Consider the following 18,102-nt stretch of genomic DNA (forward strand, 5'->3'; position numbering starts at 1 on the left):
GGATTAGATGATTTCTGTTCCCGGTGATGCCGGTGATTCGCTGGATCAACACGGCGGGAGCAGCCTTGGCCAGGCTGAGGGATCGGACGATGACCGCGCGCGCTTCGAAGCGTTGAGCGGCTACGCTATCCTGGACACGTCACGTGAAGCGGCATTCGACGATATCGTTCGGCTGGCCGCGGACATCTTCGAGGCGCCAATAGCGGCGGTGAGCCTGCTCGCCGAGGGTCGGCAGTGGTTCAAGGCTGAAGTCGGGTTCGGCTCCGACGAACTGCCGCTCGACGTGTCGCTCTGCGCTTATGTGATCCGCCAGCAGGGGATCATCGTGGTACCCGATCTGCGCGACGACGAGCGGTTCAGGTCCAATCCGATGGTGGCTGCCGAACCGGGCTGGCGCTTCTATGCCGGCGCGGTGCTGGAGACGCCGGCAGGTGTGCCGATCGGCAGCCTGTGCGTTCTCGATATCGTGCCCCGACCCCAGGGCATCACCGATCGCCAGCGTCTGACGCTGGAGGTGCTGGCCCGCCAGGTGATGAGCCAGCTGGAGTTGCGGCGCACCCTTATGCGGCGCGAGGGGGAGGTCGATCTCGCCCAAGCCAGCGAGCATCGGCTCCGCCTGGTCGTCGACAGCGCCAGCGACTACGCGATCATCACGATGGATGCCGATCGCCGCGTGACCGACTGGTCTAAGGGCGCCGAAGCAATCTTCCGGCGACCGATCGCCGAGATGATCGGCAAGTCCGCCGACGAGATCTTCACGCCCGAGGATCGCGCCGACCGGCAGCCCGAGCGAGAGGTCGCCACGGCCAGCCGGGAGGGGCAGGCGCTCGACCAGCGGTGGCATCAGCGCGCCGATGGTACCCGGGTCTTTCTCAACGGGTCCGTCCATCCGCTGCCGCGCGACGAGGCCGGACGCGAGCGTGGCTTCCTCAAGATCGCCCGCGATGAAACCGCGCAACGCGCCGATCGCGCCGCTCTTGCCGAGACCGAGGGCCGCTTTCGCAACATGGCCGACAATGCTCCGGTGATGATGTGGGTGACCGACCCCAGCGGCTATTGCCTGTACCTCAATCGCCGCTGGTACGAGTTCACCGGTCAGACCGAGGCGGAGGCCGAGGGCTATGGCTGGCTGGAAGTCACCCATCCCGACGACCGGGCGCATACCGAGCAGGCCTTCTTCGAAGCCAATGCGGCGCGCGCCAATTTCCGGGTCGAGTACCGCCTGCGCTCGGCTGACGGCTCCTACCGCTGGGCGATCGACGCCGCGAGCCCGCGCTTCAGCGAAGACGGTGAGTTCCTCGGCTATGTCGGTTCCGTTATCGATATCGACGAACGCCGCCGCGCCGAGCAGCGCCTGCTGGAAAACGAGGAGCAGCTGCGGCTGGCGACCGAGGCCGCCGAAATCGGACTGTGGGACTATGATGTCACGACCGACACCTTGTTCTGGCCGCCGCGCGTCAAGGCGATGTTCGGCATCACTTCGGACGGTCCGGTAACGTTGGAGGATTTCTCGGACGGGGTGCATCCGGAGGACGTCGCAGCGACGATGAGCGCGTTCTCGCTCGCGCTCGATCCGGCGGCGCGCTCACTCTACGACGTCGAATACCGCACGATCGGGCGGGATGACGGGCTGGTTCGATGGATCGCGGCGAAGGGCCGGGGGCTGTTCGACGCGAACGGCGTCTGCATCCGGGTCATCGGCGCCGCGATCGACGTCACCGCACGCAAGGCGATCGAAGCTGAAGTGCTGACGCTCAACGAGACGCTGGAGCGCCGCGTGCTTGAGGAGGTCGCGCAACGGGCCAAGACCGAGGAACAGCTGCGCCAGGCGCAGAAGATGGAGGCGGTCGGCCAACTGACCGGCGGCATCGCGCACGACTTTAACAACCTGCTGACCGGCATCATCGGCAGCCTCGACATGATGCAGCGCAAGATCGCAGCCGGTCGCTCGGGCGAGATCGAGCGCCATGCCACCGTCGCGCTGACATCGGCGAACCGCGCAGCGGCGCTGACGCACCGCCTGCTGGCATTCTCGCGCCGCCAGCCGCTCGATCCCAAACCGGTCGATGCCAACCGGCTGGTGTCGTCCACCGAGGAGCTGTTGCGCCGTACCCTGGGCGAGAAAATCCGCCTGGAAATGGTGACCACCGGCGGACTGTGGCAGGCGCTGTGCGATCCGCACCAACTCGAAAGTGCGATCCTGAACCTCGCCATCAACGCCCGTGACGCGATGCCGGACGGTGGTCAGCTGACCATTGAGACCTGCAACGCCCACCTCGATAACACTTATGGTATGCCGTCTCGCAATGTCCGGCCCGGGCAATATGTCTGCATCTGCGTTTCGGACACCGGCACCGGCATGAGCAGCGAGACGATCGAAAAGGCCTTCGAGCCGTTCTTCACGACCAAGCCGATCGGGCAAGGCACCGGACTGGGCCTGTCGATGATCTATGGCTTCACGCGACAGTCCGACGGCTATGCGAAGATCTATTCCGAGCTTGGGCGGGGCACCACCGTCAAACTCTACCTGCCGCGCTTCTACGGCAAAGTTGAGGATGCCGAACCAAGCGAGGCGCCCGCCGCCGCGGTGGCGACACAGCACGCCGAGATCGTGCTGGTCGTCGAGGACGAAACGGCCGTCCGCGATCTCGTCGTCGAAGTGCTTGGCGACCTGGGCTACCGGACGCTCGAGGCGATCGATGGCCCGTCCGGCCTGGCGATCCTGCACTCGAACCAACCGATCGACCTGCTCGTCACCGACGTCGGGCTGCCGGGGATAAACGGACGCCAGATGGCCGAAGCCGCGCGTCTGCAGCGTCCCGACCTCAAGATCCTGTTCATGACCGGCTACGCCGAGAATGCCGCATTGAGCGGCGGCTTCCTCGAGCCTGGGATGGAGCTGTTGACCAAGCCGTTCGCCGTCGATGCACTGGCGCAGCGACTATCCGACATTCTGATGAACTGACGGTCGCCGGACCCGGTTTTTAAACCATCAAGATCGACGCCAAGTGTCGACGTTTGTTTACAATCGCCTTATGGACGGACCCTTGTCCATGCGTGTTGGTTCAAAGGCCGATGACCAAATCTTACAGCTCATGCTCCGATAGGATATCGGCCGCTGCCTGCGTTCGGCGCAATTTCCCACTCGCCGAGCGCCAGGGCGGCTAGAGGAGTTGCGAGGTTTCGTCTCCAGTCGCTGCGGGCGGTGCCTGCTCGCCGTTCCTGCCCTGCTGGCCTGGTATGCGCCGGCCGTGGCCCAGCCGCTGTCGGAGCAGGAACTTCAGGCTCAATTACCGTCGTTGACGCCAAGCCCGGCTACAGCGGAGCCTGCCTCGCCTCCCGCGATCGTCCCCGATCCAGCCCTGGGCACGCCGCTGGTGCCACTAGCGGGAGCTGCTGCCGAGACGCCCCCCGCCATCTCCACTACCGATGCTCCGGCACCCGATATCCGCTACCGGGTCACCCTGGAGGGCCTGGCCAAGGTCGGTCTCGAAGCTCGATTCAAGGCGCTGTCAGCGTTGCTGTCGAAAGGCCGCAAGGCCGGCAATGCCGCGCAGGTGTCGGCGCGAGCCGACGAGGACAAGGCTCTGGCCGAGCGGCTGTTGCGGTCCGAGGGCTATTTCGATGCCGTCGCGAGCACCGTCGTCGGCCCTGTTCCGGACAAGGACGGGCAGCTACCGGTCGCGCTCACCGCGACACCCGGACCGCGCTATGCGCTGGGTTCGATCACGATCACCGGGGCTGCGCCGGAGCCGCGTGGCTTTGCGCTCGAAGCGCTGGAATTGAAAACCGGCGATCCCATCGTCGCGGCGGACGTGGAGGGTGGCGAGGCGCGCATCGCTCTCCGGCTGCCGGAGCGGGGCTATCCGTTCGTTGTGGTCGGCCAGCGCGACATCCTGCTCGATGGAGCGACCCATGTCGGCGACTATACCCTGCCGTTGACGCCGGGGCGCAAGGCACGCTTCGGTGGTTTCCGGATCGCCGGCGACGAGGTTTTCGACGCCCGCCATATCGCGCTCCTGCCGCGCTTCAAGGCCGGGCAAATCTATGACAGCCGCCAGCTCGACGACCTGCGACAGGCGCTGGTCGGCACCAGCCTGTTGTCGGGCGTCGCGGTCCGGCCGGTTGCGACCGGCGTGGTGGCCGAGGACGGCACCGAGGTCGTCGACCTGGAGGTCAACCAGACCAAGGGGCCGTGGCGCGTGCTGGCCGGCGGGCTCGGCTATGGCACCGGCGAGGGCTTCAAGGCGACCGGCAGCTGGACCCATCGGAACCTGTTCCCGCCCGAAGGCGCGCTGACGGTGTCCGCCGTCGCGGGTACGCAGGAGCAGAGCGTCAACGCCCAGTTCCGGCGATCGAACGCGGGGCAACGCGACCGGGCCTTCCAGATCGGCACCTCGGTCGCGCGGCAGCGCTTCGATGCGTACAATGCTGAGACGTTCAACCTCAACTCCAGCCTGTCGCGGAGCAGCACGCCGACGTGGCAGAAGCGCTGGACCTGGTCGCTGGGCGGTGAGCTGATCGCCTCGCGCGAGACCGCTTTCGACGCGGCGAGGGCTGATCGCGACCGCGGCACCTATTTCATCGCGGCCCTGCCCTTGCAGCTGGGCTATGACCGATCGAACAGCCTGCTCGACCCGACCAAGGGTTTCCGCCTGACCGCGCGCGTCAGCCCGGAAGCGCAGAAGCGTACCAGCGGCGGTTTCCAATCCTATGGCCGCGGCCTGTTCGAGGCGAGCGGCTATTTCCCGATCTCGGACGCGTTCGTGCTCGCCGGTCGGGCCCGTCTCGGCAGCATCGTCGGGGCGCCACGCGACGACATCGCGCCCTCGCGGCGGCTGTACGCCGGCGGCGGCGGCTCGGTGCGCGGCTTCGGATACCAGCAGCTCGGCCCCCGCGACGCCGACAATAATCCGCTCGGCGGTCGCTCGCTGACCGAGTTCGGAGCCGAGGTGCGCTACCGCTTTGGAAACTTCGGGGTCGTGCCCTTCCTCGACGCCGGCCGTGTCGGCGAGAAGTCGATGCCGTCGATCAGCGGCATGCGTTACGGCGCCGGCATCGGTGGACGCTATTATACCAACTTCGGGCCGATGCGCGTCGACATCGCAACGCCGTTGGGCCGCCGTCCCGGCGAGGCGCGCGTCGCATTGTACATCTCCATCGGCCAGGCATTCTGATCGTGCGGCGCATCCTCCTGTGGATCGGCGGTATCCTTGTCGGGCTGGTGGTGCTGCTGGCCTTGCTGGTTGCCGGGCTCGACACCCAGCCCGGCCGGCGCTTCCTGGTCGACAAGCTTGCTGGATTTACCAGTGAAACCGGGCTGAACTACCGCGCCGGGCGAATCGACGGCTCGATCTATGGGCGCATGACGTTGCGCGGCGTCGAGATCCGCGACCTCAAGGGCCTGCTGGCGACGGCTCCGACGGTCGTCGTCGACTGGAACCCGTGGCCGGCTCTGCACAAGCGGATCGAGATTTCCGAAGTCGTCGTCGACCAGGCGCGGCTGCTGCGCAAACCAGTGCTTGGCCCGTCGGATCCGAACGAGCCGCTGCTTCCCGATATCGACATCAAGCTCGACCGGCTGGCGGTCGGCCGCCTGATCATCGATCCCGCGGTGACCGGCCAGCGCCACGTCGCGCGCCTGTCGGCAGCGATCGACATCGCCGATGGCCGCGCGAAGGTCGTTGCCGATGCCGCAGCGTTGAACGGTCCCGGCTTGTCGGGCGGCGACACGCTGGCGCTGAAGCTCGACGCGGTGCCGGCGGACAACCGCCTGATCGTCGACGCGCGGCTGGTGGCGCCGGCGGGCGGACTGGTCGACAGCTACGCCAAATTGGGAAAGCCCCTGACGCTGACCATCGCCGGGCGCGGTGACTGGCAGGCATGGCAGGGCCAGGTGGCGGCGCTGGCCGGCAATGGGCAACTCGCCGACCTCGCGGTGACCGGCCGCGACGGCACTTTCGGCGTGCGCGGTCGCGTTCACCCCGAACTGGTCGTCGCAGGCGGCCCGGTCGCTTCGCTGACGGCCGAGGGTATCGATATCGATGCAACGGCAAAGGTGGCGGAGCGGCGCGTCGACCTGACTGCCAGTGCGCAGTCGACGGCGTTCCGCACCACCGCGGCAGGACAGGTCGACCTTGGCGAGAACCGCTTCGGCAATCTGCGACTGACCGCGCAACTGTGGCGCCCGGGTGCGATCGCACCGGGTCTGGCGGGGCGCGACGTCCGTTTCTCCGCCGCGCTTGACGGGCCGTTCGCGACGCCGGCAGTCGCCTATGAGGTGCGCGCCACGACGCTCGCCTTCAACGGCACGACGGTCGAAGATTTGGCGGCGGCGGGACGCGCCACCGTCGATGCTGATCGCATCCTGGTTCCTGTCCATGCCACGGCGCGGCGGGTGACCGGCCTCAACGCTGCCGCCGGCGGATTGCTGACCAACCTGCGCATCGACGGCGACCTCGCCTGGTCGAAGGGCCAGCTGCTGTCGGACAATCTGCGACTGCGCTCAGACCGGATCGACGCCACGGCGGTCATCGTCGCCAACCCCGGCACTGGCCGGTACAACGGCGCGTTGAAGGGCCGGGTCAACGACTACCGCGTCGAGGGGCTTGGCCGGATCGACCTGGTTACCGACGCCAAGCTCGTCGCCGGTGCCAAGGGCGGCTTCGGCATCACCGGCACGATCCGTGCCACCACCCGGCAGATCGAGAACGCGGGCCTGCGGGAGCAGCTCGGCGGCAACGCGGTGGTCACGGCGCGTGTCGCCTACGACCCCGCCGGCGTCGCGATGCTGCGCGACCTCCGGCTGACGGCACCACGCTTCCGCATCACCGATGGGACCGGCACCTACCGCCCGGACGGCCGCATCGCATTCCAGGCGAGCGGTGCCTCTACGCAATACGGACCGCTGTCGGTAACCGGCAGCGGCACCGTCGCCCGGCCCCGGGTACGGCTCCGCGCCGCGCGACCGAACGTCGGCGTCCAACTGACCGACGTCGTCGCCGATCTCGAAGGCACGGCCGCAGGCTATCGCATCAAGGCCAGCGGTGGTTCCGAATACGGCCCGTTCGCCGCGGACGTCCTGGTTCGCTCGACCAAGGGACCGTTGGCCGTCGACATCGCCAACGCCCGCTTTGCCGGGATCGATGTCCGCGGCAGCGTCGTCCAGGCGGCGGCGGGACCGTTCGCCGGCCGGCTCAGCGTCGCCGGGTCCGGCTTTAACGGCAGCGTCGAGCTGGGCGCGCAAGGCAAGGTACAGAGCGCCGCTGTCGATCTTCGTGCCAATGCCGCGCGCATCCCGGGCGCAATGCCGATCACGATCGGAAGCGGCACGATCCGCGCCAACGCGCTGCTGACGCCCGGCGCGCCCTCGGTCGCGGGCACCGCCTATCTCGCCGACGTTCGCTCCGGCACGCTGCTGGTGCAGCGCGCCCAGACGCGCTTCGATTATCGCGGCGGTCGTGGCACCGTCGGACTGGTCGCCAACGGCAGCACGACGGCGCCGTTCTCGATTGCGGCGCAGGCTGCACTGTCCCCGACACGCGTCGTCGCCAATGCGACGGGCACGCTCAACGGCATCGCCTTCCGCCTCGCATCGCCCGCCGTCGCGACCAAGACCGGCGACATCTGGCAGCTCGCCCCGACGACGATGGTCATCCCGCAAGGCCGGGCGATCCTCAGCGGCGATTACGGCCGGACCATCCGCCTGCGGGCGACGCTCGACGGCATCGACCTGGCGATCGTCGAGGCGTTCGCCCCGGGCCTCGGACTGGGCGGCAAGGTCTCCGGCACCATCGATGCAAGCATGGCGGGCAGTGCGACGCCGGTCGTCGACGCCAACCTGGCCGTCGCCGGCTTCACCCGGACCGCGGCCTACAGCAGTTCCGCGCCGGTCGATGTCAGCACGCGCTCGCGTCTGTCGGGCAGCGGCGGCGAGTTCGACGCGGTCGTCCGGCGGGGCACTGCAGTCGTCGGCCGGATCAACGCCCGGCTTGCGCCGCTGGGCAACGGCGCGACGATCACCCAGCGCCTGCTTGCCGCACCCCTGTCCGGCGGCATCCGGTACAATGGCCCGGCGGAGGTGCTGTGGGCCCTGACCGGGATCGCCGGGCAGCAGCTGAGCGGGCCCATCGTCATCGCCGCCGACCTTGGCGGGCGGGTCGACAACCCCAGCGTCACGGGCGTCATCCGGGCCGCGACGTTGCGGTACGAGAACCAAGCGTTCGGGACGGTCATCTCGAACATCGCGCTGGACAGCCGCTTCGACCGTTCGCAATTGCAGATCGTCTCGCTCACGGCCAAGGCTGGCAGCGGCAGCCTCGCTGCCTCGGGCAGCGTCGGCCTCGACGCGGCGACGGGCTTCCCGCTCAACCTGGCGATCACCCTCGACAAGGCACAGCTGGCACGCAGCGACGCGCTCGGTGCGACGGCTTCGGGCCAGCTGGCGATCACCAGCAGCCGCGGCGTCGGCCTGATCAAGGGCACCCTGACGATCCCCGAGGCGCGCTACGAGATCATCCGCCAGGGCGCCGCCGAGGTCAGCGAGCTGACCGGGGTCCGGCGCAAGGGTGCACCGGTCGCCGTCGCCACCGGAGCCGCAGCGGCACCGCCCTCGCAGTTCCGTCTCGACCTGCGCATCCGTGCCGACAACCGCATCTTCGTCAGCGGCATGGGGCTGGAAGCCGAATGGCAAACCGACATGCGCATCACCGGCACGACCGCGAACCCGATCGTGGTCGGCAAGCTGCAGATCGTCCGCGGCACCTATTCCTTCGCCGGCAAGCGGTTCGAGTTGGCCGAGGACGGCGCGATCACCTTCGACGGCGGTCCGCTCACCAACCCGCTGCTGTCGCTGAGCGCCAGCACGACGGTCGAGGGCGTCGCAGCGACGATCAACATCGGCGGCCGCGCGCTCCGTCCGGAGATCACCTTCACGTCGACGCCGGCGCTGGCCCAGGACGAGGTGCTGTCGCGGCTGCTGTTCGGCAGTTCGATCACCTCGCTGTCGCCGACCCAGGCGATCCAGCTGGCGGCGGCCCTGAACTCGCTGCGTGGCTCGGGCGGCGGTCTCAACCCGCTGGGCAAGCTGCGCTCGGCGAGCGGGATCGATCGGCTGCGGGTGCTCGGCGCCGACAAGACGGCAGGCCGCGGCACGGCGCTGGCAGCCGGCCAGTACATCAGCAACAACATCTATGTGGAGGTCATCACCGACGCCCGCGGGTTCACAGCGACGCAGCTGGAGATCGCCCTGAGCCGCACGCTCAGCCTGTTGAGCTCGACCGGATCGTTTGGCGGGTCGAACGTCACTCTGCGGTATTCGAGGACCTATTAGGACGGAGCGCTAGCCGGGCGTCGATCACTGCGCCGCGGTCCCGTTGCGCTGCTTGTCGCAATTAAATCTCTCGACATGTCCGGCGGCCACGAAAGCTGCCCGGCCAAGTGCGGGATCTCCCGGTGGCATCGTCTTTCCCACCGATGCAGATCCGCTTTCGATCGCCGCCCGGCGTGATCCGCAAGCCATTGTCCCAGGGCCGGGGAGAAGCTTGATGTGCGGCATCGCAGGCTGGTACCGACGCGGCGCGGGAGATGTCCGGCGAGGCGTGATCTCGGCCCAGTGCGACACCATTCGGCACCGCGGACCCGACGACGACGGCGTGCTGACCGATCGCGACTTCGGTTTCGGCATGCGCCGGTTGAGCATCCTCGACGTCGCCGGCGGGCACCAGCCGATGAGCGCCTGCGAAGAACGCTTTGCCATCGTCTTCAACGGTGAGATCTACAATCACCTCGACCTGCGCCCGGATCTGGAGGCGCGCGGCTTCGCCTTCTCGACCCGCAGCGACACCGAGACTGTCCTCGCCGCCTTTGCCTGCTGGGGCAACGATGCCTGGGCGCGGCTGGAGGGGATGTTCGCCGTCGCGATCTGGGACCGCGTCGAGCGGCAGCTGGTGCTGGCGCGCGATCCGCTGGGCATCAAGCCGCTGTACGTCACCGAGCAGAACGGTGGCATCGCCTTTGCGTCGGAGTTGAAGGCGCTGCTGCTCCTGCCGGAGCATCGCTTCGACGTCAGCGACCGGGCGGTGCACGACTTTTTCAGCTTCGGCCATGTCCGCAAGCCCCGGACCATCTACCATCAGGTCCGCACCCTCGATCCCGGGCACTTCATGATCGTGCCGGAACGCGGCGAGGCGGTCAGGGTCAGCACGATGCCCTCGTCGATCGCGCAGTAGAAGGTCAGGCTGTCGTCGGCATTGGCCTGCTGGATGGCGCGGACATAATGCTCGGTACCGGCGCGCACGAGCAGCGGGTGCGAGGCGAACAGGCGCGGCGACAGCGGCTCGGCGCCGGCACCGATCAGGCGGGCATACTCCTGCGCGGCCGGCTCGGCGTTGATCTCGTAGACGATGCGCCGCAACGGATCGGCGGAGGTGACGACCATGCGCGTCGTGGTCGGCGCGAAGTGCTGGTTGCGGAACACCGTCATCGGCCGCGTCGTCGAGATGATCGCGACCAGCGCGGTGTCGCGGACGAAGCGCCCGGCATCGAGGACGAAGGTCTCGACGAAATCCAGGTCGTCGCCGCTCGACCCGCCGATCAGCGGAATGTCGCCGAGCGCGTCCTGCAGCGTCATCGCGATGATCTCCTCGCGCGTGCACAGTCCGTCGACGAGGAACAGCCCGACGTGGTTGACCGCCGTGCCCAGGTGCTCGGCGGCGCATTCGGCATCGGCGACGGCGCGGCGCATGCGGGCCGCCGCCGCGACCGGATCGAAATTGCCGAGCTCCGGGAAGGCGGTGATGGTCAGCGCGAATTCGTCCGCCGGAAAACCGATGGCGGTGATCGTGCCGTCGTCATATCCGGTCGGCGTCAGCTCGCCCGAGGAGGTGCAGCCGGCGATCGGCAGCTCGTCGAAAGCCAGCGCCAGCTCGGTCGACAGGCGGCGCAGGTCGTGGCGGCTGGAGACGAACAGCAGGATGCCAGCCAATGGCGCGTCGCCCAGCCCGGCGCGAAGTTCCGCGACGGCGGCAGCCGGATCGAGCTGGTGGGTGGCGGCGGCGCGTATGGCGGGGGGCGACCGGTTTCCGGCAGGCGGCGCAGGCACAGGCAACCTCCTCATGATCATGCCCTGCCTTTGTGCGCCACCCGCAGTCGGAACGATAGCCGCCGCGTCAGGAGGCGCCGGTGGCTGGAGCATGAGCGAGCAGTCGCTGGTGCTCTTCGTCGGTGAACACGCGCGAGCGCGTCAGGAAACGAATGCCCTCGGTCGATTCCAGCGAGAAGCCTGAACCCCGCCCGGGGATGACGTCGATGACGATCTGGGTGTGCGACCAATAGGCATATTGGTCGGCGCCGATGAACACCGGCACATCGCCGGCGATGGTACCGAGCAGCAGGTCGCTGGCCCCGGTCCGGAACTCGCCGCGCGGATAGCACATCGGCGAGGACCCGTCGCAGCAGCCGCCCGACTGGTGAAACATCAACGGCCCATGGATCGCCGTCAGTCGCGCGATCCAGTCCTCGGCCAGAGGAGTAGCAAGCACGCGAGCAGGAATGGCGTCGTCGTGCATCTGAGCCTTGTCCTATGAAAAGGCGGCGGGCTCGCACCCGCCGCAGTAAGCCGAGGAGAGCCGGGGACAATCCTCAGAAAAAGCCCATCTTGTTCGGGTCGTAGCTGACCAGCATGTTCTTGGTCTGCTGATAGTGGTCGAGCATCATCTTATGGTTCTCGCGCCCGATGCCCGACTGCTTGTAACCGCCGAACGCCGCATGGGCGGGATAGAGGTGGTAGCAGTTGGTCCACACGCGCCCGGCCTGCAGGCCGCGCCCAAAGCGGTAGGCACGCGTGCCGTTGCGCGTCCAGACACCGGCACCCAGGCCGTAGAGCGTATCGTTGGCGATCTCCATCGCCTCCTCGTCGGTCCGGAAGGTCGTCACCGCGAGCACCGGCCCGAAGATCTCCTCCTGGAACACGCGCATCTTGTTGTGACCCTTGAGGATCGTCGGCTCGACATAATAGCCGCCGCCCAGATCGCCGGGCAGTTGCGCACGCTTGCCGCCGGTCAGCACCTCGGCGCCTTCGTCACGGCCGATGTCTAGGTACGACAGGATCTTCTCGAGCTGGTCGTTGGATGCCTGCGCGCCCATCATCGTCGACATCTCGAGCGGATTGCCCATCTTGATCGCCTTCACGCGTTCGATGGCGCGCTCGATGAAGCGGTCGTAGATCGACTCCTCGATCAGCGCGCGGCTCGGGCAGGTGCAGACCTCGCCCTGGTTGAGCCCGAACATCGCAAAGCCTTCGAGGCACTTGTCGAAGAACGCGTCATCCTCGTCCATCACGTCGGCGAAGAAGATGTTAGGCGACTTGCCACCCAGCTCCAGTGTCACCGGGATGATGTTCTCCGAGGCATATTGCATGATCAGGCGGCCGGTCGTCGTCTCGCCGGTAAAGGCGATCTTGGCGATGCGCTTGTTCGAGGCCAGCGGCTTGCCGGCCTCGACGCCGAAGCCGTTGACGATGTTGAGGACGCCGGGCGGCAGCAGGTCACCGATGATGTCGGCGAACACCATGATCGACATCGGGGTCTGCTCGGCCGGCTTGAGCACGACGCAATTGCCCGCCGCCAGCGCCGGCGCCAGCTTCCAGATCGCCATCAACAGTGGGAAGTTCCAGGGGATGATCTGGCCGACGACACCCAGCGGTTCGTGGAAATGATAGGCGACCGTGTCCTTGTCGATCTCGGAAATGCTGCCTTCCTGGGCGCGGATGCAGCCGGCGAAATAGCGGAAATGGTCGATCGCCAGCGGCAGGTCGGCAAGCGTCGTTTCGCGGATCGGCTTGCCGTTGTCGATCGTCTCGGCCATCGCCAGCAGGTCGAGGCGTTCCTCCATCCGGTCGGCGATCTTGTTCAGGATGATCGCGCGCTGGGTGGTCGAGGTCTTGCCCCAGGCATCCTTGGCGGCGTGCGCGGCGTCGAGCGCCAGCTCGATGTCGGCGGCGCTGGAGCGCGCGATGGAGCAGAAAGTCTTGCCGTCGATCGGCGATGGATTGTCGAAGTAACGACCTTCGACCGGGGCAACCCACTTGCCGCCGATGTAATTATCGTAGCGGGTGCGGATGGCGATATTGCCCTTCAGCTTGTCGAGCGCCTGGTGCAGCACGGTGGTTCTCCCTCGGCGCCGGCGGGTCGTGTCCAGCGCAAATTGCTATTTACCAATCGGACGGCAACCGGGCGCGGGCAATGCGACTATCAGGCAAGAATATGCGACCGGCCTCGTTCTTTGGTCTCATTGTTCCAACACGGCGCGTCGCTTCAATAGCGGCAGGACCAGGTTTGGGAGTGCAAGAAAATGGCCAGGATGGGTCGCATGCTGATCGCTACGACGATCGCCGTCATGGCGGTTGGGGCCGCTCCCGCAGCGGCAAAGCAGTGGCAGGTCAGGATGGTCAACGCCGGGCCGACCGGCATGTCGGCCTTCGTGCCCGCCTTCCTGGTCGTCGCGCCCGGCGACACCGTGAAGTACGTCGCGGTCGACAAGGGGCATAACGCCGAGGCGATGCCGACGATGATCCCGGCCGGCGCGACCGCCTTCAAGGGCAAGACCGACGAGGAGATCGAGGTGACGTTCACCACCCCCGGCCTGTACGGCATCAAGTGCAAGCCGCACGTCTCGATGGGCATGGTCGGGCTGATCGAGGTCAAGGACGCGTCGAACAAGGCGGAACTGACCGCCATTGCCGAAAAATTGCCGCCGCTGGCGAAGAAGACCATGACCGGGTTGCTTGCCCAGGCGAAATAGAAGCATCGCACCCCCGCGCTCGGCCACCGTCAACTGCACGGTGTCGTCTGCGGCGACGAAACTGCGATTCCGCAGGTGGATGGACCTTTACCGCCAATGGCTTCGTCGCCGTTGATCCGGCCAGCTGCCAGCGCCTTGAACCTGCCTGTTCAATCGCAGTCTTCATCACGTCAGCCGCAGCTGACGAAGTTGCTAATGACTGATAAACAAACTTATTAACGGCCATGAGCCGATCTAGCGTGCTGGAAATACTATCATTTGGCCAAGGAAACCATCTGGTAACGTCTAGTGTCGCCGTCCTTTACACATCTCGTAAATGAAGACTTAAAAGGATCGGGCTTCTCGATCTTACCGAGCACAATTCGAATTGGCATAGCTATTGCATACCCGCCTATTGCTTGATTGATAGGAGAGCAGGCTGTGACGAAACTTGATAAATTTGTGAGAAACACTAGCTTAATCATCGCCGGCGGGCTCATCGCTGCCAGTGGTGCACAGGCAGCCTGTGTGGGAACTTGCGGTACGTCGGGGGCTGATGGCGTGGTGTCGCTTTCGCCGCTCGGTGCGTACTCGTACATCACGACGAATGGCGGTATTTCTGGTGTCGGATCGCTTGGCATCGGCGGCGAGGTCAACGGATCCGAGTTCTCGACATCTACGTTCACGGCCGGCTCCGGCGCGTCACTCAATTTCTATTTCAACTACGTCACCTCCGATGGCGCCGGTTTCTCCGATTACGCCTGGGCTCAGCTTCGGTCGTCGACGGGTGTTGTCGCGACCCTGTTCAGCGCCAGGACGACAGCCTCGGGTGACGTCGTACCCGGCTTTGGCCTGCCGGCTTTGACGGCGACCCTGACGCCGGTCCATACACCCATCATCGACGGCGGACCCGTCTGGTCGCCACTGGGTGAGAGCTCCGGATCTTGTTTCGACGCAGGCTGTGGTTACACCGGCTGGATCGGCGCTCAGTACACGATCGCGCGGGCGGGCGACTACAGTCTCGTGTTCGGCGTGACGAACAATCAGGACGAGAGCTTTGACACGGGTCTGGCGTTTACGGGAGTGACGATCGACGGAACGCCCGTCCCGACCGGCGGCGTTCCGGAGCCGGCAACCTGGGCGATGATGATCGTCGGGTTCGTGATGGTGGGATCCGTCCGCCGCCGGCGCACGAACGTGCTGGCGTAGTTAGCCGGTAGTCGACAGCTCGCCTCTCAGATCGTCGATTGAGGGAGGGTGGTTGCGACGGGTCCGATAGTCGGGATCCGTCGCAACCACTGACTTGCTTTCGATGATAGAAGATATTGCGCCCGATGACTGTCAGGGCAGACGTTCACCGATGTCGATCCGGTTGCCGTCAGGGTCAGCGAATACGAAGGCGCGCTGGCCATAGTCCTTGTCCATCAGCCTTTTGATGATCCTGACGCCTTCGGCTTCGCAGATTGCATAGAGAGCCGCCGCGTCGCTGACGAACATGTGCATTACATTGACGGTCGAGGCTTTGTAGTCCGGCTTTTGGGTCAGATGGATTTCCGCATGATCCTTCTTCAACACCATGAAGCCGACCGGATCACCGTTCTCGAACACTTTATCGAAGCCTAGAATACGCGAGTAGAAGTCGTAGGCGGCATGGATATCGCGCACGCAGATGCCGGGCGCAGTGCGGCCGAAAGCAATATCGGATACGGAGGACGACACCATCTTCTCTTCCTTGTCGGGCAGAGGCGGCGGTGCGCATGCCGGGTCAGGAGCGGTGTCCATCTGCTGTTCGATGCAGAACGCACGATAGCTTGTCAACGCAGCCGGCGCTGCACCCGTCACCACTCCCGCGACCGGCTCGACCGTGCTAATGTCTGTCTTCTAAGGAGACATATCATGCGCCCTGTCCTGATCCTGCTCGCAGCCACCCTCGCCGGCACACCGGCGCTTGCCGCGACCACCAAGCTGCAGACTGCAATGACCGGTGCGGCCGAGGTGCCCGGCCCGGGCTCGGACAAAGCCAAGGGCGATGCCGCCCTGACGTTCGACACCGACAAGAACCAGGTCTGCTACACGCTGCACGCCTCGGGCGCCGACACGCCGACGATGGCGCACATTCACAAGGGCGCAACCGGTGTCGCTGGTCCGCCTGTGGTGACGCTCGCTGCGCCGGCAACTGGACAATCCGAGGGTTGCGCGCCCGTCGCTGCAGATGCGCTCGCTGCGATCCTGGCCTCGCCGAGCAACTATTATGTCAATGTTCACACTGCCGCCTTCCCCAAGGGCGCCATCCGCGGGCAGCTAAAATAGCGCCCGGACGGCGACGGCCCAACCGGACCCGACGCCTCGACATCATTTGCACGACAAATACGGCTTCGGCCTGAGAAGCATTGCCGTCGGGACGGCTCTCGGCGAGGGTGCGGCACGCTCAGGAGTCCGGTTTGAACATGAAGCTGTCCCGTCGAAGCATCTTGCAACTGGCCGCAGCGCAAACGCTGGTCTCGCGTCTATCGCTGGCACGGGCCGCCGACTTGGCCCCGACCGCGTCCCTGGTTTACCCCGGCGTCGACGGGAAGCTGGTCTACGTCCCGGATGAACTGGGCGACACGATCCACGATGCTTCGCACGCGGGCTACGGCGGCGGCGGGATCGCGATCCCGATTGTCGCGGTGCGGGAGACCATCTGGCCGGTTGCCGGCGACAACACGGCGCACATCCAGGCGGCGATCGACAAGGTCTCGGCGCTTCCGCTCGACGCGAATGGCTTTCGCGGCGCGCTGTTGCTCAGGGCCGGAGATTACCGGATGGCCCAGCCGATCACCATCCGCGCCAGTGGCGTCGTGCTGCGCGGTGAAGGCATGGGCGACACCGGCACCATCCTGATCGGGACCGGCACCGGACGGCCTGCCGTCGCGACGCCGCCTGCCGTGCCGGGCCCCGGCGGCGGTCGTGCGGGCGGCCCGATGCGGCCGACGCTGGTGCAGATCGCGGGGCCGGCGGCACTGACCTTGCAGGAAACCACGAAGCGCGCGGTGGCCGGCGAACGCGTGCCCGTCGGCGCGCGCCGCATCCGCCTCGTCTCGGCAAAGGGTTTCAAGCGCGGCGACACAGTCGTGGTACGGCGCATCGGCAACCAGGCCTGGATCGACGAGGTCGGCATGAACCGCGACACCACCGGAGGTCGGTGGCAGCCGTTCAACGTCGAATGGGACCGCGTCATCGTCGACGTCCAGGGCGACACCATCACGATCGACGCACCGATCACCTGCGCCATCGAGCCGCGATGGGGTGGCGGCGAGGTGCTGAAGTCCGACAGTACCGGGCGCATCTCCAACGTTGGTGTCGAGAACCTCCGCGGTGTCTCCGAGTTCAACCCTGAAGTCCGGACGAGCAACTACGGCAACATGGACCGTGATAGTTATTCCGGCGAAGAATATTACTCCGACGAGAACCACTACAGCAATTTCATCACGTTCGATAACATCACCAACGGTTGGGTCCGCAACGCGACCGCGCTGCATTTCGTCTACAGCATGGTCGGCACCTCGCGCGGTTCGAAGTGGATAACCATCCAGGATTGCGTGTCGCGAGAGCCGATCTCGCAACGGGCGGGCGCCCGGCGCTTCGTCTTCGCCTTGCGCGGGCAGCTGGCGCTCGTGCAGCGCTGCGAGTCCGACAAGGGGCGCCACTCCTTCATGGCCGGGCAACCGACGTCGAGCGGCAACGTCTTCCTCGATTGCAAGGCGACAAGCCCGTTCTCTTCGAGCGAGCCCCACGAACAATGGGCGACCGGGAACCTCTACGATAACATCCAGGCGCCGTTGACCGCCCGGTTTTGGAAGAACATCACCATCGGCTGGGCCGGTGCGAACACCGTGTTCTGGAACTGCGAGGGCGACTTCCTCGTGCAGAAGCCGCCCACGGCGCAGAATTACAGCTTTGGCCACCTCGGCGTTAATGCGGTGATCTTCAACGCGCCGCTGCAGGATACCAGCAAGCCGAACGGCCATATCGAGTCTCTCGGCCGCCACGTCGCGCCGCGAAGCCTGTACCTGACCCAGCTCCGCGAGCGGCTCGGAGACGCCGCCGTTCGCAACATCGCCACCCCGCAGCAGCTCGGCTGACCGCGACCGCGTTGGGCAATCGCCGCCGGCGGGGTCGCTGCCGCACGAAGTCGCCAGCGCGCCGACGGGTCCTCCGCGAGACGGCCTGGGATCGAAAATCATAGTACACGGCTGGGAGGGGTCGTATGCGTCTCGCCGAACGGCGGATCTGGGTTTTCGGTGTGCCAACTGCGGGCCGGATCAGGATCGAGACGCTAGG

Annotated in this window: 12 protein-coding genes; 8 read left to right on the forward strand and 4 right to left on the reverse strand. The window is 66.3% G+C overall.

All coding sequences use genetic code 11. The features are described from left to right. Nucleotides 1-7 precede the first annotated feature (7 nt). The 4 genes from ACOFKW_RS03055 to ACOFKW_RS03070 all read left to right on the forward strand — a co-directional run bounded on the left by ACOFKW_RS03055 (nucleotide 8) and on the right by ACOFKW_RS03070 (nucleotide 10,229). Nucleotides 8-2,965 (forward strand): PAS domain S-box protein, encoded by a 2,958-nt coding sequence (locus tag ACOFKW_RS03055; RefSeq protein ID WP_419815886.1) that lies wholly within the window; start codon nucleotides 8-10, stop codon nucleotides 2,963-2,965. 208 nt (nucleotides 2,966-3,173) lie between these two features. Continuing rightward, the gene (locus tag ACOFKW_RS03060) at nucleotides 3,174-5,177 is read left to right on the forward strand and encodes a BamA/TamA family outer membrane protein (RefSeq protein WP_419815887.1); all 2,004 of its coding nucleotides are present in this window, start codon (nucleotides 3,174-3,176) and stop codon (nucleotides 5,175-5,177) included. Nucleotides 5,178-5,179: 2 nt separating this feature from the next. Next, nucleotides 5,180-9,331 carry a translocation/assembly module TamB domain-containing protein gene (locus tag ACOFKW_RS03065; protein WP_419815888.1) on the forward strand — a complete coding sequence of 1,384 codons (4,152 nt, stop codon included), beginning with the start codon at nucleotides 5,180-5,182 and terminating at the stop codon, nucleotides 9,329-9,331. A gap of 214 nt (nucleotides 9,332-9,545) precedes the next feature. After that, nucleotides 9,546-10,229 carry an asparagine synthetase B family protein gene (locus tag ACOFKW_RS03070; protein ID WP_419815889.1) on the forward strand — a complete coding sequence of 228 codons (684 nt, stop codon included), beginning with the start codon at nucleotides 9,546-9,548 and terminating at the stop codon, nucleotides 10,227-10,229. Here ACOFKW_RS03070 and ACOFKW_RS03075 read toward each other — a convergent pair. From ACOFKW_RS03075 to adh, 3 genes are all read right to left on the reverse strand, one after another. Next, complete coding sequence (locus ACOFKW_RS03075; protein WP_419815890.1) at nucleotides 10,133-11,101, reverse strand: FIST signal transduction protein; 969 nt, start codon at nucleotides 11,099-11,101, stop codon at nucleotides 10,133-10,135. The two genes, ACOFKW_RS03070 and ACOFKW_RS03075, sit on opposite strands and share 97 nt — an antisense overlap. A gap of 67 nt (nucleotides 11,102-11,168) precedes the next feature. Next, nucleotides 11,169-11,567 carry a DUF779 domain-containing protein gene (locus tag ACOFKW_RS03080; protein WP_419815891.1) on the reverse strand — a complete coding sequence of 133 codons (399 nt, stop codon included), beginning with the start codon at nucleotides 11,565-11,567 and terminating at the stop codon, nucleotides 11,169-11,171. 73 nt (nucleotides 11,568-11,640) lie between these two features. After that, nucleotides 11,641-13,161 carry an aldehyde dehydrogenase gene (adh, locus tag ACOFKW_RS03085; protein ID WP_419815892.1) on the reverse strand — a complete coding sequence of 507 codons (1,521 nt, stop codon included), beginning with the start codon at nucleotides 13,159-13,161 and terminating at the stop codon, nucleotides 11,641-11,643. A 207-nt stretch (nucleotides 13,162-13,368) separates the two neighbouring features. Between adh and ACOFKW_RS03090 the strand changes: the two genes are divergently transcribed. After that, on the forward strand, nucleotides 13,369-13,800 hold the full coding sequence (locus tag ACOFKW_RS03090) for a pseudoazurin (protein WP_419815893.1): 432 nt from the start codon (nucleotides 13,369-13,371) through the stop codon (nucleotides 13,798-13,800). 420 nt (nucleotides 13,801-14,220) lie between these two features. Further along, on the forward strand, nucleotides 14,221-14,988 hold the full coding sequence (locus tag ACOFKW_RS03095) for an NF038132 family protein (RefSeq protein ID WP_419815894.1): 768 nt from the start codon (nucleotides 14,221-14,223) through the stop codon (nucleotides 14,986-14,988). A 132-nt stretch (nucleotides 14,989-15,120) separates the two neighbouring features. Here ACOFKW_RS03095 and ACOFKW_RS03100 read toward each other — a convergent pair whose 3' ends face one another. Next, nucleotides 15,121-15,624 (reverse strand): VOC family protein, encoded by a 504-nt coding sequence (locus ACOFKW_RS03100; RefSeq protein WP_419815895.1) that lies wholly within the window; start codon nucleotides 15,622-15,624, stop codon nucleotides 15,121-15,123. A gap of 51 nt (nucleotides 15,625-15,675) precedes the next feature. On the opposite strand from ACOFKW_RS03100, the gene ACOFKW_RS03105 reads away from it, so the two are divergent. Together ACOFKW_RS03105 and ACOFKW_RS03110 are read left to right on the forward strand one after the other, a co-directional pair. Further along, on the forward strand, nucleotides 15,676-16,089 hold the full coding sequence (locus ACOFKW_RS03105) for a CHRD domain-containing protein (RefSeq protein WP_419815896.1): 414 nt from the start codon (nucleotides 15,676-15,678) through the stop codon (nucleotides 16,087-16,089). Between the two features lie 221 nt (nucleotides 16,090-16,310). After that, entirely contained in the window at nucleotides 16,311-17,903 is a 1,593-nt protein-coding gene (locus ACOFKW_RS03110) for a hypothetical protein (RefSeq protein WP_419815897.1), read from the forward strand. Nucleotides 17,904-18,102 lie beyond the last annotated feature (199 nt).

Source organism: Glacieibacterium sp., assembly GCF_965200405.1.
Taxonomy (GTDB): Bacteria; Pseudomonadota; Alphaproteobacteria; order Sphingomonadales; family Sphingomonadaceae; genus Glacieibacterium.

What these genes read in the sequence shown, in the direction of transcription:
- ACOFKW_RS03105 (WP_419815896.1), top strand. Translation starts at nt 15,676, where the DNA reads ATGCGCCCTGTCCTGATCCTGCTCGCAGCCACCCTCGCCGGCACACCG.
- ACOFKW_RS03070 (WP_419815889.1), top strand. Translation starts at nt 9,546, where the DNA reads ATGTGCGGCATCGCAGGCTGGTACCGACGCGGCGCGGGAGATGTCCGG.
- ACOFKW_RS03055 (WP_419815886.1), top strand. Translation starts at nt 8, where the DNA reads ATGATTTCTGTTCCCGGTGATGCCGGTGATTCGCTGGATCAACACGGC.
- ACOFKW_RS03090 (WP_419815893.1), top strand. Translation starts at nt 13,369, where the DNA reads ATGCTGATCGCTACGACGATCGCCGTCATGGCGGTTGGGGCCGCTCCC.
- ACOFKW_RS03080 (WP_419815891.1), bottom strand. Translation starts at nt 11,567, where the DNA reads ATGCACGACGACGCCATTCCTGCTCGCGTGCTTGCTACTCCTCTGGCC.